At 73.3% G+C, this 16,516-nt stretch carries 17 protein-coding genes; all 17 read left to right on the top strand.

All coding sequences use genetic code 11. The features are described from left to right. The coding region (locus tag HMPREF3159_RS02250; RefSeq protein ID WP_141748032.1) for a MarR family transcriptional regulator at positions 1 to 350 on the top strand (350 nt) is incomplete at its 5' end. A gap of 74 nt (positions 351 to 424) precedes the next feature. Then, on the top strand, positions 425 to 985 hold the full coding sequence (gene efp, locus HMPREF3159_RS02245) for an elongation factor P (protein WP_070499493.1): 561 nt from the start codon (positions 425 to 427) through the stop codon (positions 983 to 985). Then, a complete protein-coding gene (gene nusB, locus HMPREF3159_RS02240) occupies positions 982 to 1,527 on the top strand; it encodes a transcription antitermination factor NusB (RefSeq protein ID WP_083305750.1) in 546 nt (181 codons plus the stop codon). The genes efp and nusB overlap by 4 nt, the downstream gene beginning before the upstream one ends. A 171-nt stretch (positions 1,528 to 1,698) precedes the next feature. Continuing rightward, positions 1,699 to 2,310, top strand: coding sequence for a bifunctional pyr operon transcriptional regulator/uracil phosphoribosyltransferase PyrR (gene pyrR, locus HMPREF3159_RS02235; protein ID WP_070499492.1), 612 nt, complete (start codon positions 1,699 to 1,701; stop codon positions 2,308 to 2,310). Beyond that, entirely contained in the window at positions 2,307 to 3,269 is a 963-nt protein-coding gene (locus HMPREF3159_RS02230; RefSeq protein ID WP_070499491.1) for an aspartate carbamoyltransferase catalytic subunit, read from the top strand. Before pyrR ends, HMPREF3159_RS02230 begins: the two co-directional genes overlap by 4 nt. After that, positions 3,259 to 4,590 (top strand): dihydroorotase, encoded by a 1,332-nt coding sequence (locus HMPREF3159_RS02225; RefSeq protein WP_070499490.1) that lies wholly within the window; start codon positions 3,259 to 3,261, stop codon positions 4,588 to 4,590. Before HMPREF3159_RS02230 ends, HMPREF3159_RS02225 begins: the two co-directional genes overlap by 11 nt. Beyond that, the gene (locus HMPREF3159_RS02220) at positions 4,587 to 5,081 is read left to right on the top strand and encodes a PH-like domain-containing protein (protein ID WP_070499489.1); all 495 of its coding nucleotides are present in this window, start codon (positions 4,587 to 4,589) and stop codon (positions 5,079 to 5,081) included. Before HMPREF3159_RS02225 ends, HMPREF3159_RS02220 begins: the two co-directional genes overlap by 4 nt. Next, on the top strand, positions 5,078 to 6,280 hold the full coding sequence (carA, locus tag HMPREF3159_RS02215) for a glutamine-hydrolyzing carbamoyl-phosphate synthase small subunit (RefSeq protein WP_070499488.1): 1,203 nt from the start codon (positions 5,078 to 5,080) through the stop codon (positions 6,278 to 6,280). The genes HMPREF3159_RS02220 and carA overlap by 4 nt, the downstream gene beginning before the upstream one ends. Next, a complete protein-coding gene (carB, locus tag HMPREF3159_RS02210) occupies positions 6,280 to 9,633 on the top strand; it encodes a carbamoyl-phosphate synthase large subunit (protein WP_070499487.1) in 3,354 nt (1,117 codons plus the stop codon). The genes carA and carB overlap by 1 nt, the downstream gene beginning before the upstream one ends. Next, positions 9,630 to 10,475, top strand: coding sequence for an orotidine-5'-phosphate decarboxylase (gene pyrF / locus HMPREF3159_RS02205; protein WP_070499486.1), 846 nt, complete (start codon positions 9,630 to 9,632; stop codon positions 10,473 to 10,475). Before carB ends, pyrF begins: the two co-directional genes overlap by 4 nt. Positions 10,476 to 10,666: 191 nt before the next feature. Beyond that, complete coding sequence (gene mihF, locus HMPREF3159_RS02200) at positions 10,667 to 10,993, top strand: integration host factor, actinobacterial type (RefSeq protein WP_062951048.1); 327 nt, start codon at positions 10,667 to 10,669, stop codon at positions 10,991 to 10,993. Continuing rightward, positions 10,990 to 11,592 (top strand): guanylate kinase, encoded by a 603-nt coding sequence (gmk, locus tag HMPREF3159_RS02195; RefSeq protein WP_070499485.1) that lies wholly within the window; start codon positions 10,990 to 10,992, stop codon positions 11,590 to 11,592. Before mihF ends, gmk begins: the two co-directional genes overlap by 4 nt. Before the next feature lie 83 nt (positions 11,593 to 11,675). Then, positions 11,676 to 12,038 (top strand): DNA-directed RNA polymerase subunit omega, encoded by a 363-nt coding sequence (gene rpoZ / locus HMPREF3159_RS02190; protein ID WP_070499484.1) that lies wholly within the window; start codon positions 11,676 to 11,678, stop codon positions 12,036 to 12,038. A gap of 34 nt (positions 12,039 to 12,072) precedes the next feature. Then, a complete protein-coding gene (coaBC, locus tag HMPREF3159_RS02185) occupies positions 12,073 to 13,338 on the top strand; it encodes a bifunctional phosphopantothenoylcysteine decarboxylase/phosphopantothenate--cysteine ligase CoaBC (protein WP_070499483.1) in 1,266 nt (421 codons plus the stop codon). 5 nt (positions 13,339 to 13,343) lie between these two features. After that, the gene (metK, locus tag HMPREF3159_RS02180; protein ID WP_070499482.1) at positions 13,344 to 14,552 is read left to right on the top strand and encodes a methionine adenosyltransferase; all 1,209 of its coding nucleotides are present in this window, start codon (positions 13,344 to 13,346) and stop codon (positions 14,550 to 14,552) included. Next, the gene (gene hisI / locus HMPREF3159_RS02175) at positions 14,549 to 14,965 is read left to right on the top strand and encodes a phosphoribosyl-AMP cyclohydrolase (RefSeq protein WP_070499481.1); all 417 of its coding nucleotides are present in this window, start codon (positions 14,549 to 14,551) and stop codon (positions 14,963 to 14,965) included. The genes metK and hisI overlap by 4 nt, the downstream gene beginning before the upstream one ends. Further along, positions 14,962 to 16,516 (top strand): anthranilate synthase component I (locus tag HMPREF3159_RS02170; protein ID WP_070499480.1); only part of this gene is annotated, 1,555 nt, incomplete at its 3' end. The genes hisI and HMPREF3159_RS02170, both read left to right, overlap by 4 nt.

Raw genomic sequence — 16,516 nt, 5'->3', positions numbered from 1 at the left:
CCGCCGTCGAGGCCGCCCGGAGCGCCGTGGCCGCGGCGTCGACCACCTCGCAGGTCCCGCTCGCCGTCCGCGCCGCCGATCCCCGCCACGCCGACACCGCCGCCGACGTCGAGGCCGTGCTGCGGCTGATCGGCTGGATGATCCGCGCCCGCAGTCGCGGCCAGTGGCAGGCCGTGCACGAGCTGCGTGAGGATCCCACGGCCACGCAGGCCGTCCTCGCCGAGCGCCTCGGCGTCACCCAGCAGACTGTCTCCCGAGCCGTGAAGACCAGCGGCTGGCGCGAGGAGAGCGCCGCCCATCCGCTCGCCGTGCGACTGCTGAGCATGATCGACCTCACGTCGACCCGCTGAGTCCGTCCCCGCCCCCGAGGGCGGGCGCGCCGCGCGCTATCCTGGGGCCGCCCCGACGACAACCGAGGAGACCCATGGCGACGACGAACGACCTCAAGAACGGAATGGTGCTGGTCATCGACCAGCAGCTCTGGAGCGTGGTCGAGTTCCAGCACGTCAAGCCCGGCAAGGGACCCGCCTTCGTGCGCACCAAGCTCAAGAACGTCCTGTCCGGCAAGGGCGTGGACAAGACCTTCAACGCCGGCGTGAAGGTCGAGACGGCCACCGTGGACCGCCGCGACATGCAGTTCTCCTATCTCGACGGCGACATGTACGTCTTCATGGACACCTCGAACTGGGAGCAGACCAGCCTCACCGAGGAGGTCGTGGGCGAGGCCAAGGACTTCATGGTCGAGGGCCAGGACGTCGTCATCGCCTTCCACGAGGGCAACGCGCTCTTCGTCGAGCTGCCCGCCTCCGTGGTGCTCGAGATCGAGTTCACCGAGCCCGGCCTGCAGGGCGACCGCTCCAGCGGCGGCACCAAGCCCGCACGCCTGACCACCGGCCGCGAGATCCAGGTCCCGCTGTTCCTCAACGAGGGCGACAGCGTCAAGGTCGACACCCGCAGCGGCGACTACCTCGAGCGCGTGAAGTGACCCGAGGCTCGACCCCGCAGGGCGCCGACGACCGGCCCGCCCCGCGCCCCACCGGCTTCCCCCTCCCCACCCGGGAGGGGGAGGAGGTCGAGCTCGAGCGGACCGTCCCGGCCGCCGCGGACCGCCTCCACGGGCGCTCCCGCGACCGGATCCGCGCCCTGGACGTGCTCTTCGAGGCCGACGCCAAGCAGGCCGACGTGCTCGACGTGCTCGCCGAGCGGCTCCGTCGCACGGCCGCGCAGACCCCGCTGCCCGAGCGCTCCCGCGCGCTGGTCGAGCTCTACGCCCCGCACGCCGTCGACATCGACGAGGACCTCTCCACGCACTCACGCGACTGGCCGCTGCACCGCATGCCCGCGGTGGACCGCGCGATCCTGCGTCTCGGCGCCGCCGAGGTGCTGCACGGCGAGGAGCCCGGGGCGCGCGGCGCGATCATCGGCGAGTACACCAAGATCGCCGAGGTCCTCTCGACCGACGACTCCCCGCGCTTCGTCAACGGCCTGCTGCAGCGGCTCGTGGACGTGCGCGGCCTGCTCAACTGAGCAGGACCGGACCCCTCAGCAGTCACCCTCCGCCCCCGCCGGGCGCGTCCCCGTCCGAGGGGCGGGCAGGCGGGGGCGGACCCGCACCTGCCGACTACACTCGGCACAGCTCGCACGAGCACCCGACCCTTTAACGACACGTCCCGTGAGGCGTGGAAGGGAGAACACCGCATGACCAGCACCGACTCTGCCCTGGAGAGGGGAGCCGAGAGCTCCCGCGTCCTCGGGCCCGAGGAGATCCGGCGTGCGCTGACCCGCATCGCCCACGAGATCCTCGAGAGCGACCACGGCGCCGAGGACCTCGTCCTGCTCGGCATCCCGCACCGCGGCGTGCCGCTCGCCCGCCGCCTCGCCGAGCTCATCGCCCGCGCCGAGGGTCGCCCCGGCGGCGCCGACCTCGCCGACCTGCACGGCGCGCTCGACATCACCATGTACCGCGACGACCTGCGCAGCAATCCCACCCGTGCGCCGAGTCCCACCCGGATCCCCGCCGCCGGCATCGACGGCCGCACCGTCGTGCTCGTCGACGACGTGCTCTACTCCGGCCGCACCGTCCGCGCCGCCCTCGACGCGCTCAGCGCCATCGGCCGACCCGCCGCCGTGCGCCTGGCCGTGCTCGTGGACCGCGGCCATCGCGAGCTGCCGATCCGCGCCGACCACGTCGGCAAGAACCTGCCCACCTCGCGCAGCGAGCGGGTGCACGTCCAGCTCACGGAGACCGATGGCACCGATGCGGTGGACATCGTCCGCCCGGCCCGCACGACGGGGGAGGGACGCGCATGAGGCACTTCATCTCGATCGCGGACCTCCGCCGCGAGGAGGCCCTCGAGGTCCTCGCGACCGCCGAGCACATGGCCCAGACCCAGTCCCGCGCGATCCGCAAGCTGCCCACCCTCGTGGGCACCACCGTCGTGAACCTCTTCTTCGAGGACTCCACCCGCACCCGGATCAGCTTCGAGGCCGCGGCCAAGCGCCTCTCGGCCGACGTCATCAACTTCTCCGCCAAGGGCTCGAGCATCTCCAAGGGCGAGTCGCTGAAGGACACCGCGCTCACCCTCCAGGCGATGGGCGCCGACGCGGTCGTGGTGCGCTCGGGCTCCTCCGGCGCGGCGCACCTGCTCGCCCACGCCGGCTGGATCGACCAGCCCATCGTCAACGCCGGCGACGGCGCGCACGAGCACCCCACCCAGGCGATGCTCGACGCCTTCACCATGCGCCGCCACCTGCGGCCCGGCGACCCGCACGCGGGCCTCGACGGCCTGCACGTGGTGATCGTCGGGGACGTGCTCCACTCCCGCGTCGCCCGCTCGAACGTGCTGCTGCTGACCCTGCTCGGCGCCCGCGTCACGCTCGTCGCACCGCCCGCGCTGGTGCCCGTCGGCGCCTCCGCCTGGCCGTGCGAGATCTCCTACGACCTCGACCAGGCCCTCGCCGCCGGTCCCGACGCCGTCATGATGTTGCGGGTCCAGCACGAGCGGATGGTCGGCGGCGGCTTCTTCCCGACGGCGGGGGAGTACTCCCGCCGCTACGGGCTCAGCGCCGCCCGCGCCGCCTCCCTGCCCGAGCACACGGTCGTCATGCACCCCGGCCCGATGAACCGCGGCTTCGAGATCGCCGGCTCCGTCGCCGACTCCCCGCGCAGCGTCATCGTCGAGCAGGTCGCCTCAGGCGTGTTCGTGCGCATGGCCGTGCTCTACCACCTGCTCGCCACCGACTCCCGGGAGGCCCCCCGTGACCGCTGACACCACCACCGCCACGACCGGCTCCCCGGCCCCGCTGCTGCTGCGCGGCGGTCGTCCCTACGGCGAGGACGTGCAGGACATCCTGATCCGCGAGGGCCGCATCGCCGCGATCGGCGGCGATCTCGAGGCGCCGGACGGTGTCGAGGTGATCGATGCCGAAGGCTGCGTGATCCTCCCCGGCCTGGTCGACCTCCACACCCACCTGCGCGAGCCCGGCGGCGAGGAGGCCGAGACCGTCGAGACCGGCACCCGCGCCGCCGCCCGCGGCGGCTTCACCGCCGTGCACGCCATGGCCAACACGACGCCCGTCGCGGACACCGCGGGCGTGGTCGAGCAGGTCGCGATGCGCGGCGAGGCCGCCGGCTGGTGCGCCGTCCGCCCCGTCGGCGCGGTCACCGTGGGCCTCCAGGGCGAGCGCCTCGCCGAGCTCGACGCGATGGCGAACTCCCGCGCCCGCGTCCGCGTGTTCAGCGACGACGGCAAGTGCGTGCACGACCCGGTGCTGATGCGGCGAGCGCTGGAGTACGTGAAGTCCTTCGACGGCGTGATCGCCCAGCACGCCCAGGACCCGCGCCTGACCGAGGGCGCCCAGATGCACGAGGGGCTCGTCTCGGCGGAGCTGGGGCTGACCGGATGGCCGGCCGTGGCCGAGGAGTCCATCATCGCCCGCGACGTGCTGCTGGCCCATCACGTCGGCTCCCGCCTGCACGTCTGCCACCTCTCGACCGCCGGCAGCGTCGACATCGTGCGCTGGGCCAAGCAGCGCGGCATCGCGGTCACCGCCGAGGTCACCCCGCACCACCTGCTGCTGACCGACGAGAACGTGCGCCAGTTCGACGCGGTGTTCAAGGTCAACCCGCCGCTGCGCACCGCCGCGGACGTCGAGGCGGTGCGAGAGGGCCTGGCCGACGGGACCATCGACATCGTCGCGACCGACCACGCCCCCCATCCCGCGGACGCCAAGGACCGCGAGTGGGACCAGGCCGCGATGGGCATGACCGGGCTCGAGACCGCGCTGTCCCTGGTCCAGTCCACGATGGTCGACGAGGGCCGCCTCGGCTGGCGCGACGTCGCCCGGGTGCTCTCCGAGAAGCCCGCCGAGATCGGCCGCGACCAGGACCACGGCCGACCGGTCGCGGTGGGGGAGCCGGCCCACCTCCTCGTCTGGGACCCGCACCCGGTGCGGGTCGCCGACCCCGCCGAGCACGCCTCCCAGGGCCGCAACTCTCCCTTCGCGGGCCTCGAGCTGCCCGGCGCGAACCGGCTCACCCTGCTCGGCGGTCGGCCCACCGTGCGCGACGGCGCGGTGGTGGAGAGGTGAGCGGGCGGATCGTCCCGGTCCTCCTGCTGGCGGTGCTGTTCGCGCTGATGATCGGCGCGATGGTGCTCGGCTGGCGTCGACGGGGCCGCTCGCAGGCCCATCTGCCGGCCCCGTCGGCACGGACGCTCGAGGAGCTCGGCGAGGCCACCGCCCACGGGCCCGTCGGCGGGGTCTACGTCGACACCGTCCTCGCCGAGCAGCCGCTCGAGCGGGTCGTCGCCCACCGCCTGGGGCAGCGCGCCCGCGCCGAGGTCAGCCTCGGCGAGCAGGGCACCTGGCACCTCGAGCGCGAGGGCACCGGGCCGCTCACCATCCCCGCCGCGGCCGTCCGGGAGGTCACCTCCGGGCCCGGTATGGCGGGGAAATTCATCGGCGGGGACGGCCTGCTGATCATCCGCTGGAGCCTCGGCGACCAGCTGCTGGACACCGGCCTGCGCCTCGACCGGCGCGCCGACCACGACCTCCTGCTCTCCCGGAAGGAGCACTCATGACCACCCCTGCCCCCGCCGCCCCCAGGCCCTCGGGCCGTGCGCGCCGCGAGCGCGCGCTGCTGATCCTCGAGGACGGCACCGTGCTGCGCGGCTCCGCCTACGGCGCCCGCGGCGCCCGCTTCGGCGAGGTCGTCTTCACCACCGGCATGACCGGCTACCAGGAGACCCTCTCGGACCCCTCCTACGCCGGGCAGATCGTCGTGCAGACCGCCCCGCACATCGGCAACACCGGCGCGAACGCCGAGGACATGGAGTCCCGCCGCGTCTGGGTGCGCGGCTACGCCGTGCGCGACGCGAGCCGCATCGCCTCCTCCTTCCGCGCCGAGCAGAGCCTCGACGACCTCCTGATCAGCAGCGACGTGGTCGGCATCAGCGACATCGACACCCGCATGCTCACCCGTCGGCTGCGCGAGGAGGGCTCCGCCCGCGGCGGCATCTTCTCCGGAGAGGCCCTCGAGGCCTCGGAGGAGGAGCTGCTCGCCCAGGTGCGCGAGCAGCCGCAGATGGCCGGCTCGAGCTTCGTCGAGGAGGTCACGATCGCCCAGCCCGTCGTGCTCGAGCCCGAGGGCGAGGCGGTCGCGACCGTCGCCGCCGTGGACCTCGGCATCAAGGGCGCCTCGCCGCGCTCCATGCTCGCCCGCGGCCTGCGCGTGCACCTGCTGCCCGCCACGACCTCCCTCGAGGACCTCCTCGCGATCGGTGCCGACGCCGTCTTCTTCTCCAACGGCCCCGGCGACCCCTCCGCCGCGACCGCCCAGATCGAGCTGCTGCGCGGCGTGCTCGACGCAGGCGTGCCCTTCTTCGGCATCTGCTTCGGCAACCAGCTGCTGGGCCGGGCGCTCGGCTTCGACACCTACAAGCTGAAGTTCGGCCACCGCGGCATCAACCAGCCCGTCCAGGACCGCGAGACCGGCCAGGTCGCGATCACCGCGCACAACCACGGCTTCGCCGTCGACGTGCCGCTCGAGGGCGAGCACACCGCCCCCCACGACGGGGGCCGCTACGGCCGGGTCGTCGTCTCGCACGTGGGCCTGAACGACGACGTGGTCGAGGGGCTGCGCTGCCTCGACCTCCCCGCCTACTCCGTCCAGTACCACCCCGAGGCCGCCGGCGGCCCCCACGACGCCTCGCCTCTCTTCGACCGACTGGTGGAGCTCGCCGTCGCGCACCGCGCCGCCTCCGCCGACAAGGAGTCCTGATGCCCCGCCGTACCGATATCTCCTCCGTCCTCGTCGTCGGCTCCGGCCCGATCGTCATCGGCCAGGCAGCGGAGTTCGATTACTCCGGCACCCAGGCCTGTCGCGTCCTGCGCGAGGAGGGCCTGCGGGTCATCCTGGTCAACTCCAACCCGGCCACGATCATGACCGACCCGGAGATCGCAGACGCCACCTACATCGAGCCGATCGACCCGGACATCATCCGCTCGATCATCGCCGCGGAGCGGCCTGACGCGATCCTGCCGACGCTCGGCGGGCAGACCGCGCTGAACGCCGCGATCGCCCTGGCCGAGAACGGGACCCTCGAGGAGTTCGGCGTCGAGATGATCGGCGCGAACCTCGAGGCGATCAACAAGGCCGAGGACCGCCAGCAGTTCAAGGAGGTCGTCGAGCGGGTCGGCGGCGAGTCCGCCCGCTCGCGGATCTGCCACACCATGGACGAGCTGCTGGAGGCGGCCGACGAGCTCGGCTACCCGATGGTGGTCCGCCCCAGCTTCACCATGGGCGGGCTCGGCTCCGGCATGGCCTACGACGAGGCGGACCTGCGCCGCATCGGCGGCGACGGCCTGCACTACTCGCCGACCTCCGAGGTCCTGCTCGAGGAGTCGATCCTGGGCTGGAAGGAGTTCGAGCTCGAGCTCATGCGCGACAGCGCCGACAACTGCGTCGTGATCTGCTCGATCGAGAACGTCGACCCCGTCGGCGTGCACACCGGCGACTCGGTCACCGTCGCCCCCGCGCTGACCCTCACCGACGTCGAGATGCAGAAGCTGCGCGACCTCGGCATCGCGATCATCCGCGAGGTCGGCGTCGACACCGGCGGCTGCAACGTCCAGTTCGCCACGCACCCCGAGACCGGCCGCATCGTCGTGATCGAGATGAACCCCCGCGTCTCCCGCTCCTCGGCGCTCGCCTCGAAGGCCACCGGCTTCCCGATCGCGAAGATCGCCGCCCGCGTCGCGATCGGCTACACCCTCGACGAGATCCGCAACGACATCACCGGCACCACCCCGGCCAGCTTCGAGCCGGCGCTGGACTACGTCGTGGTCAAGGTGCCCCGCTTCGCCTTCGAGAAGTTCCCCGCCGCGGACCCGACGCTCACCACCACCATGAAGAGCGTCGGCGAGGCGATGGCCCTGGGCCGCAACTTCACCGAGGCCCTCGGCAAGGCGCAGCGCTCCATCGACGCCAAGGGAACGTCCCTGGACTACACGGGCACGCCGCCGAGCGCCGCCGAGGTCGCCGCCCTCCTGGACGAGGTGCGCACCCCGACCTCCGAGCGCCTGGTCGCCATCGCGCGGATCCTGTGGTCCGCGGCTGAGGGGATCCTCGACCCCGCCGAGACCCTCGACCGCCTCGTGGAGGCGACGGCGATCGACCGCTGGTTCCTCGACCAGATGCTGATCGTCGCCGAGCTGGCCGCGGAGATCCGCGCGAGCGACGTGCTGGACGCGGACCTGCTGGGCCTGGCCAAGCGGCACGGCCTCTCCGACGAGCAGATCGGCGCGCTCACCGGCCGCAGCGGCGACGTCGTCAAGGGCGTGCGCGAGGCGCTGGGGATCAACCCGGTCTACAAGACGGTGGACACCTGCGCCGCGGAGTTCGCCTCCCGCACCCCGTACCACTACTCGACCTACGACCAGGAGACCGAGATCGAGCCCCGCGAGAAGCCCGCGGTGCTGATCCTCGGCTCGGGCCCCAACCGCATCGGCCAGGGCATCGAGTTCGACTACTCCTGCGTCCACGCGGCGATCGCCCTCGGCGATCCGGAGCTGCCCGGCGGCGGCTACGAGACGGTCATGATCAACTGCAACCCCGAGACGGTCTCGACCGACTACGACATCGCCGACCGACTCTACTTCGAGCCGCTCACCTTCGAGGACGTCGTCGAGGTGTACGAGGCGGAGAAGGCCGCCGGCCCCGTCGCCGGCGTCATCGTCCAGCTCGGCGGCCAGACCCCGCTGTCCCTCGCGCGCCGCCTCGAGGCGGAGGGCCTGCCGATCATCGGCACCAGCCCCGCCGCGATCGACAACGCCGAGGACCGCGGCCACTTCGGCGCCGTCCTGGCCGAGGCCGACCTGCCCGCCCCGCCCTACGGCACCGCCTGGGCGCTGAACGACGCGATCGAGGTCGCCGCGGAGGTCGGCTACCCGGTGCTCGTGCGCCCCAGCTACGTGCTCGGCGGCCGCGGCATGGAGATCGTCTTCGACGAGGCGGGGCTGGTCGACTACGTCGGCCGCAACCTGCCCGAGGGGGGCCGCGCCGAGGCGCCGATCCTCATCGACAGCTTCCTGGACACCGCGATCGAGATCGACGTGGACGCCCTCTACGACGGCGAGGAGCTCTACCTCGCCGGCGTCATGGAGCACATCGAGGAGGCCGGCATCCACTCCGGTGACTCCGCCTGCACCCTGCCGCCGGTCACCCTCGGCGACCCGGTGCTCGAGCGGATCCGCGCCTCGACCCTCGCGATCGCCGAGGGCGTGGGCGTGCGCGGCCTGCTCAACGTGCAGTACGCGCTCTCCCACGGCGTGCTCTACGTGCTCGAGGCGAACCCCCGCGCCTCCCGCACCGTGCCCTTCGTCGCGAAGGCCACCGGGGTGCCGCTCGCGCAGGCGGCCGCGCTGCTCATGGCCGGCACCTCCATCGCGGACCTGCGCCGCGGAGGCGTGCTCCCGGCCGCCGGCGACGGATCGGACCTGCCCGAGGACTCGCCGATCGCGGTGAAGGAGGCGGTGCTGCCGTTCAAGCGCTTCCGCACCCGCGAGGGACGCGCCGTGGACTCGGTGCTCGGCCCGGAGATGCGCTCGACGGGCGAGGTGATGGGCATGGACTCGACCTTCCCGCTCGCCTTCGCGAAGTCGCAGCTGGCGATCTCCGGACAGGGCCTGCCCACCGCGGGCACCGCCTTCGTCTCGGTCTCCGACCGCGACAAGCGCTCCCTCCCGCTGCCGGTGGCGCGCCTGGCCGCGCTCGGCTTCGAGATCCTCACCACCGAGGGCACCGGGCGGGTGCTCGGGCGCTACGGGATCCCCTGCCGCGTGCTGCGCAAGGCCTCGGAGGAGGGCGAGGGCGCGAGCGTCATCGACCTCATCGAGGCGGGCGAGGTGGACCTCGTGCTGAACACCCCCTCGGGCTCCAACGCCCGCGTCGACGGCTACGCCATCCGCGCCGCCGCGACCAGCATGGACGTCCCGATGATCACGACGCTGCAGGAGTTCCAGGCGGCCGTCCAGGCGATCGAGGCGCGCCCCGTGGAGTCCTTCGAGGTCCACAGCCTCCAGGCCCACACCGCGCGTCTGCGCGAGGTGCGGACGGCCGGGGCGTCGGCATGAGCACCGCCCCGGCGAGCTTCGGACGGCGGCTGCAGGAGGAGACGGCCGCGCGCGGCCGCCTCGTCGCGGGCATCGACCCGCACGCCGCGCTGCTGGAGTCCTGGGGGCTCCCCGACAGCCCCGCGGGGCTGCGGGAGTTCTCCCGCACGGTGCTCGAGGCCGTCACCGGTCATGTCGCCGCGCTCAAGCCGCAGTCGGCGTTCTTCGAGCGCCACGGCAGCGCCGGCGTCGCGGTGCTCGAGGAGCTGCTGGCCGCGGCCCGCGCGGCGGGGGTGCTGACGATCCTCGACGTGAAGCGGGGCGACATCGGCTCGACGATGGACGCCTATGCCCAGGCGCACCTCCTGCCCGGCGCACCGCTGGAGGCCGACGCGATCACCGTCAGCCCCTATCTGGGCACCGGCTCCCTCGACCCCGCGGCCGAGCTCGCCCTGGCCCACGGCAAGGGGCTGTTCCTCCTCGCCCTGACCTCCAACCCCGACGGACCGCAGGTCCAGCACGCGAGGACCGACCGGGACACGCCGGTCGCGCTGGAGATCGCGCGACACGCCGAGAGGATCGGCGGCGCCGCGCCGGGGGAGTGGTCGAGCATCGGCCTGGTCGTCGGCGCGACCGTCGGCGACGCCTACCGCCGCCTCGGCCTGGACGCCGCCGCGCCCTCGGTCCCGCTCCTCGCCCCCGGCGTCGGGGCCCAGGGCGCCGGACCTGCGGAGATCGCCGACGTGTTCGGTGAACGTGCAGGTCAGACCCTGGTCTCGGTGTCCCGCGGACTGCTCGCGGCAGGACCGGGCCGGGCGACGCTCGCCCAGCGCGCCGAGGAGCTACAGGCGACCTTCCGCTGAGGCCGAGGAGCGCTCCCGCACGGGGCCCCGACACCGCCGGAGGACGGCGGCGTCGGGGCCCCGAAACGCATCGGACCTGGGACTTAGCGTGTCAGAAGTGCCCTCGGCCACGAATATGGGGTTACGCTCTTCCCACACCGGGCTCCTCCCGGACCCGCAGGACAACCGCGACAGAACAAGAGGTAAGAACAGTGGCTCTCCCTCCCCTCACCCCTGAGCAGCGGGCCGAGGCCCTGAAGAAGGCCGCCGAGGCACGCCGCGAGCGCGCGGCCATCAAGGCGCGGCTCAAGGACAGCGCCGGCCACCGCGGCGAGGAGATCAAGAAGGTCCTCGCCGAGGCCGAGTCCAACGAGGTCGTCGGCCGTCTCCGCGTCTCCGCCCTGCTCGAGGCCCTGCCCGGCGTCGGCAAGGTCAAGGCCCAGCAGATCATGGAGGAGATCGGCATCTCGCCCTCCCGCAAGATCCGCGGCCTCGGCTCGCACCAGGCGGAGAAGCTCGTCGCCCACTTCTCCGAGTGAGCCCTGATCTTCCCACCGGGGTCGGCGCCGCGACGGCGCCGGCCCCGGTCACCGTCCTGGCCGGCCCCACCGCGGTGGGCAAGGGGACCGTCTCCGCGGCGATCCGCGCCCGGTACCCCCAGATCTGGCTGTCCGTCTCCGCGACCACCCGCGCGCCCCGCCCCGGCGAGGTCGACGGCGTGCACTACCGCTTCGTGGGCGAGGAGGAGTTCTCCCGCCTGATCGAGGACGGCCAGATGCTCGAGTGGGCCGTGGTCCACGGCCGCAACAAGTACGGCACCCCGCGCGGCCCCGTCGAGGAGAAGGTCGCCGAGGGCCGCCCCGTGCTGCTCGAGATCGACCTCGCCGGCGCCCGCCAGGTGCGCGAGAGCCTTCCCGAGGCGCGCTTCGTCTTCCTCGCCCCGCCGGACTGGGACACGCTCGTGGAGCGTCTCGTGGGCCGCGGCACGGAGGACGAGGAGGAGCGTGAGCGCCGTCTCGCGACCGCCAGGGTCGAGCTCGCCGCGGAGGACGAGTTCGACGTGACCATCGTCAACGACTCGGTGGACCGCGCCGCCGACGAGCTCGCACGCCTGCTCGGCGTGAACGACCTCACCTGACCCCTCTCGCTCCTGCCCTCGCCGCCGCGCGCGGTGTGGCGTACCCTGGAGCGTCGCACGTCGTCACCCAGGAAGGGACATCCGTGGCCGGAACAGTCGCACAGCCCGAAGGCATCACGAACCCCCCGATCGACCGTCTCCTCGAGACCGTCGACTCGAAGTACGCCCTGGTGCTGTACGCCTCCCAGCGCGCCCGCCAGATCAACGCGTACTACTCGCAGCTCTCCGAGGGCCTGCTCGAGTTCGTCGGCCCGCTGGTCGACGTCGAGAACCAGGAGAAGCCGCTCTCGATCGCGCTGCGCGAGATCGACGAGGGCCTCCTGACCGTCCGCGAGATCGACGAGGAGGAGTACGCCGCGCAGAGCGAGCCGGACCCCGACGCCCCGGCCCCGCTGCTGCTCGGCGACGACGCCCCCGAGGTCCCGCCGACCGACTTCACCCTCTGATCCCGGCCCTCGCCGGTCGTCGCACGGAGCAGGCATGAGCAGCCAGCCGCGCACGCTCGCCGGAGCCCGCGTCCTCGTGGGCGTCGGCGGCGGGATCGCCGCCTACAAGACCGCGCACCTGGTGCGCGGTCTTGTCGGTGAAGGGGCCGAGGTGCGTGTGGTCCCCACCCCCGCCTCGCTCGAGTTCGTGGGAGGGGCGACCTGGGAGGCGCTCAGCCACCACCCGGTGCTCACCTCCGTCTTCGAGGACGTCGACGAGGTCGCCCACGTGCGGCACGGCCAGCAGGCCGATCTCACCGTCATCGCCCCCGCCACCGCGGACCTGCTGGCACGGATGCGGATGGGTCGCGCCGACGACATGCTCACCGCCTCGCTGCTGGTGACCCGCGGGCCCGTGGTGGTCGCCCCCGCCATGCACACCGAGATGTGGGAGCACCCCTCCACCCGCGAGAACGTCGCCGTGCTGCGCGAGCGGGGAGTGACCGTGCTCGAGCCCGCCGTCGGCCGCCTGACCGGCCCCGACTCCGGACCGGGCCGCCTGCCCGAGCCCGAGGCGATCCTCGACGCCGCCCGCGCCGCGATCGCCGCGCCGCGCGATGAGCGCGGGGGAGCGCTGCGCGATCTCGTCGGCCGCGAGCTGCTGATCACGGCCGGGGGCACCCGCGAGGAGCTCGACCCCGTCCGCTTCCTCGCCAACCACTCCTCCGGCCGACAGGGCTGGGCCCTCGCCCATGCGGCCCTCGTGCGCGGCGCGCGGGTGCGCCTGGCCGCCGCGAACGTCGCGCTCGAGACCCCGCCCGGCGCGGACCGCCTCGACGTGGGCAGCGCCGCCGAGCTCGCCGAGCTCGTCGCCGCCCGGCTCGGGGAGGTCGACGCGCTCGTCATGGCCGCCGCCGTGGCGGACTTCACCTCCGCCGGCCGCGCGGACCAGAAGCTCAAGAAGGACGAGTCCGCCCCGGACTCCGTGCCGACCCTCGCCCTGGCCCGCACCCAGGACATCCTGCGTCACAGCGTCGTCTCCCGCGGCGGGGCCGCCCGCCCCGCGATCGTGGGCTTCGCCGCCGAGACCGGCGGGGACGGCGCCGCGGCCCTGGACCTCGCCCGGCAGAAGGCGCGCCGCAAGGGCGCCGACCTGCTGGTCTTCAACGACGTCAGCGCCGGGGTGTTCGGCGCCGCGGACAACGAGGTGCGGGTCCTGGACCGCGACGGCGAGGAGGTCGCCCACGCCGCGGGCAGCAAGACCCTCGTCGCCCACGCCGTGCTCGACGAGCTCGTCGGTCGTCTCCCGGAAGTACCCTGATCCCCATGACCACCAGCGAGCTGCGCACCTTCACGTCCGAATCGGTCACCGAGGGGCATCCCGACAAGATCTGCGACCAGATCTCCGACGCGATCCTCGACGACATGCTGAGCCAGGACACCGGGGCCCGCGTCGCCGTGGAGACCATGGTCACCACCGGGCTCGTGCACGTCGCCGGCGAGGTCCGCACGACCGGCTACAGCGACGTCTCCAACATCGTGCGCGACGTGATCCGCGAGATCGGCTACGACTCCTCCGAGAAGGGCTTCGACGCGGACTCCTGCGGCGTCGAGGTCTCGATCGGCGCGCAGTCCCCGGATATCGCCCAGGGGGTGGACACCTCCGTCGAGGCGAGAGGCGACGTCGCGGCCGAGGCCTTCGCGCGTCTCGGCGCCGGCGACCAGGGGCTCATGTTCGGCTACGCCTGCAACGACACCCCCGAGCTGATGCCGCTGCCGATCCACGCCGCGCACCGCCTCACCCAGAACCTCTCCACCGCCCGCCGCGACGGCGTGCTGCCCTACCTCCGCCCCGACGGCAAGACCCAGGTCTCCATCGGCTACGACGAGGACGGCGTGGCCCGCAGCGTCGAGGCCGTCGTCGTCTCCACGCAGCACAGCGAGGAGGTCGACCTCGACGCCCAGCTCGCGCCCGCGATCTCCAAGGTCGTCATCGCCCCGGTCCTCGAGGACCTCGCCGTGCAGGGCCTGGACGTCTCCGAGGTCGTCACCCACATCAACCCCTCCGGCCGCTTCGTGCTCGGCGGGCCCAAGGGCGATGCGGGCCTGACCGGCCGCAAGATCATCGTCGACACCTACGGCGGGATGGCCCGCCACGGCGGCGGCGCCTTCTCCGGCAAGGACCCCAGCAAGGTCGACCGCTCCGGCGCCTACGCCATGCGCTGGGTCGCCAAGAACATCGTCGCCGCCGGCCTCGCCGACCGCTGCGAGGTGCAGGTCGCCTACGCGATCGGCGTCGCCGAGCCGGTGGGCCTGTACGTCGAGACCTTCGGCACCGGGAAGGCGCCCGCGCACCGGATCGCCGCCGCCGTGCGCAAGGTCTTCGACCTCCGCCCCGCCGCGCTGATCGAGGCGCTGGATCTGCTGCGCCCCATCTACTCCCTCACCTCCGCGCACGGCCACTTCGGCCGGGAGCTGCCCGAGTTCACCTGGGAGCGCCGCGACCGCGCCGAGGAGCTGGAGCGCGCCCTGTGACCGCCCCCGACACCTCCGGCGCCCCCGGCGCGGGCCGCACCGCCCCGACGCTGGACCCAGCCCTCGCCGCCCGGCTCAAGCACGACGGCGCCGGCCTGCTCACCGCCGTCGTGCAGGACGCGAGCGACCAGCGCGTGCTGATGGTCGGCTGGATGGACGACGAGGCGCTGCGGCGCACGCTCACCACGGGCCGGGCGACCTACTGGTCCCGCTCCCGCGGCGAGTACTGGCGCAAGGGCGACACCTCCGGCCACGTCCAGTTCGTGCGCTCCGTCGCGCTGGACTGCGACGGCGACACCCTGCTGGTGCAGGTCGACCAGGTCGGGGCCGCCTGCCACCGCGGCACCGACACCTGCTTCGACGGCGGCGACCTGGACGCCGTCGTGCTGACCGAGAAGGAGCGTGCCCTGTGACCGTGGAGGACGCCCGCCCCGAGGCCTATCCCGAGCGCATCGGCGGCCGCGAGGGCATCGCGCTGGGCGAGATCACCCCGGACCGCGAGACCTTCCGCGAGCTCGCCGCACGTCAGCGGGTCGTCCCCGTCTCGGTGCGGCTGCTGGTCGACGAGGACACCCCCGTCTCCCTCTACCGCCGGCTCACCGCCGACGGCGGCACCCGCGGCACCTTCCTGCTGGAATCCGCCGGGGAGGGCGAGGCCTCCCGGTACTCGATCATCGGCACCCGCGCCCGTGCGGTGCTCACCGAGCGCGACGGCGCCGCGCACTGGCGCGGCGACGTCCCCGCCGGGGTACCCACCTCCGGCAGCCCCGTCGAGGCCCTCGCGGCCGTGACCTCCGCGTTCCGCGCCGCCCGCCAGCCGCATCTGCCGCCCTTCTCCGGCGGGCTCGTCGGCTACGTCGCCTACGACGCGGTGCGCCACTGGGAGAAGCTGCCCGAGGCGCCTCCGGACGAGATCGGTCTGCCGGACCTCTCGATGCTGCTGGCCCAGGACGTCGTCGTCCACGACGCCCACGACTCGACCGTCGTCCTGGTCGCCAACGCCCTGAACCTCAACGCCACCGACGACGGCGTGGACGCCGCCTACGACGACGCCCTCGCCCGCCTCGAGACGCTCCGCCAGCGACTGCGCACCCCCGCGGTCGGCGGACCGACCGTCTACGACACCGTCAGCGACCTCGAGCCCAAGGCCCGCACCGCCCAGCGCGAGTACGAGGCCGCGGTCCACGAGGCGGTGCGCGACATCGTCGACGGGGAGATCTTCCAGGTCGTCCCCTCGCAGCGCTTCTCCCTGCCGATCGCGGCGGACCCGCTGGACGTGTACCGGGTGCTGCGCCGCATGAACCCCAGCCCCTACATGTACCTGCTGCGCACCGAGGACGCCGACGGCGAGCCGATCGACGTGGTCGGCGCGAGCCCCGAGTCGCTCGTGACCGTCCGCGGTACCACCGCGACGACCCACCCGATCGCCGGCTCCCGCCCCCGCGGTGCGAGCCCCGAGGAGGACGAGCACCTGGCGGCCGAGCTGCTGGCCGACCCGAAGGAGCGCTCCGAGCACCTCATGCTCGTGGACCTCGCCCGCAACGACCTGCAGAAGTTCTGCGCTCCCGGCACCGTGGTGGTGCGGGACTTCATGCACATCGAGCGGTTCAGCCACATCCAGCACATCGTCTCCACCGTCACCGGCACCCTGCGCGAGGACGCCGCGGCCTACGACGCGCTGCGCGCCACCTTCCCGGCCGGCACCCTCTCCGGCGCCCCGAAGCCCTCCGCGATGCGGATCATCGACCGGCTCGAGCCCGTGCGCCGCGGCGTCTACGGCGGGACGGTCGGCTACTTCGACTTCGCCGGCGACATGGACATGGCGATCGCGATCCGCACCGCCGTGATCAAGGACGGCACCGCGCACGTGCAGGCCGGTGGGGGAGTGGTCGCCGACTCCGACGCGACCATGGAGCGCCGCGAGACCCAGGCCAAGGCCGCCGCGATCGAGTCGAAGCGGCAGA

Origin of the sequence: Brachybacterium sp. HMSC06H03, assembly GCF_001807385.1 — a bacterium.
In the GTDB taxonomy this organism is placed as follows: Bacteria; Actinomycetota; Actinomycetes; order Actinomycetales; family Dermabacteraceae; genus Brachybacterium; species Brachybacterium conglomeratum.
Note: the sequence above shows the minus strand (reverse complement) of the source record. Positions and strands in the feature narration are given on the sequence as shown.

Coding starts and splice junctions, on each gene's coding strand:
- efp (WP_070499493.1), top strand. CDS start 425: ATGGCGACGACGAACGACCTCAAGAACGGAATGGTGCTGGTCATCGAC.
- pyrR (WP_070499492.1), top strand. CDS start 1,699: ATGACCAGCACCGACTCTGCCCTGGAGAGGGGAGCCGAGAGCTCCCGC.
- HMPREF3159_RS02230 (WP_070499491.1), top strand. CDS start 2,307: ATGAGGCACTTCATCTCGATCGCGGACCTCCGCCGCGAGGAGGCCCTC.
- carA (WP_070499488.1), top strand. CDS start 5,078: ATGACCACCCCTGCCCCCGCCGCCCCCAGGCCCTCGGGCCGTGCGCGC.
- carB (WP_070499487.1), top strand. CDS start 6,280: ATGCCCCGCCGTACCGATATCTCCTCCGTCCTCGTCGTCGGCTCCGGC.
- pyrF (WP_070499486.1), top strand. CDS start 9,630: ATGAGCACCGCCCCGGCGAGCTTCGGACGGCGGCTGCAGGAGGAGACG.
- coaBC (WP_070499483.1), top strand. CDS start 12,073: ATGAGCAGCCAGCCGCGCACGCTCGCCGGAGCCCGCGTCCTCGTGGGC.
- metK (WP_070499482.1), top strand. CDS start 13,344: ATGACCACCAGCGAGCTGCGCACCTTCACGTCCGAATCGGTCACCGAG.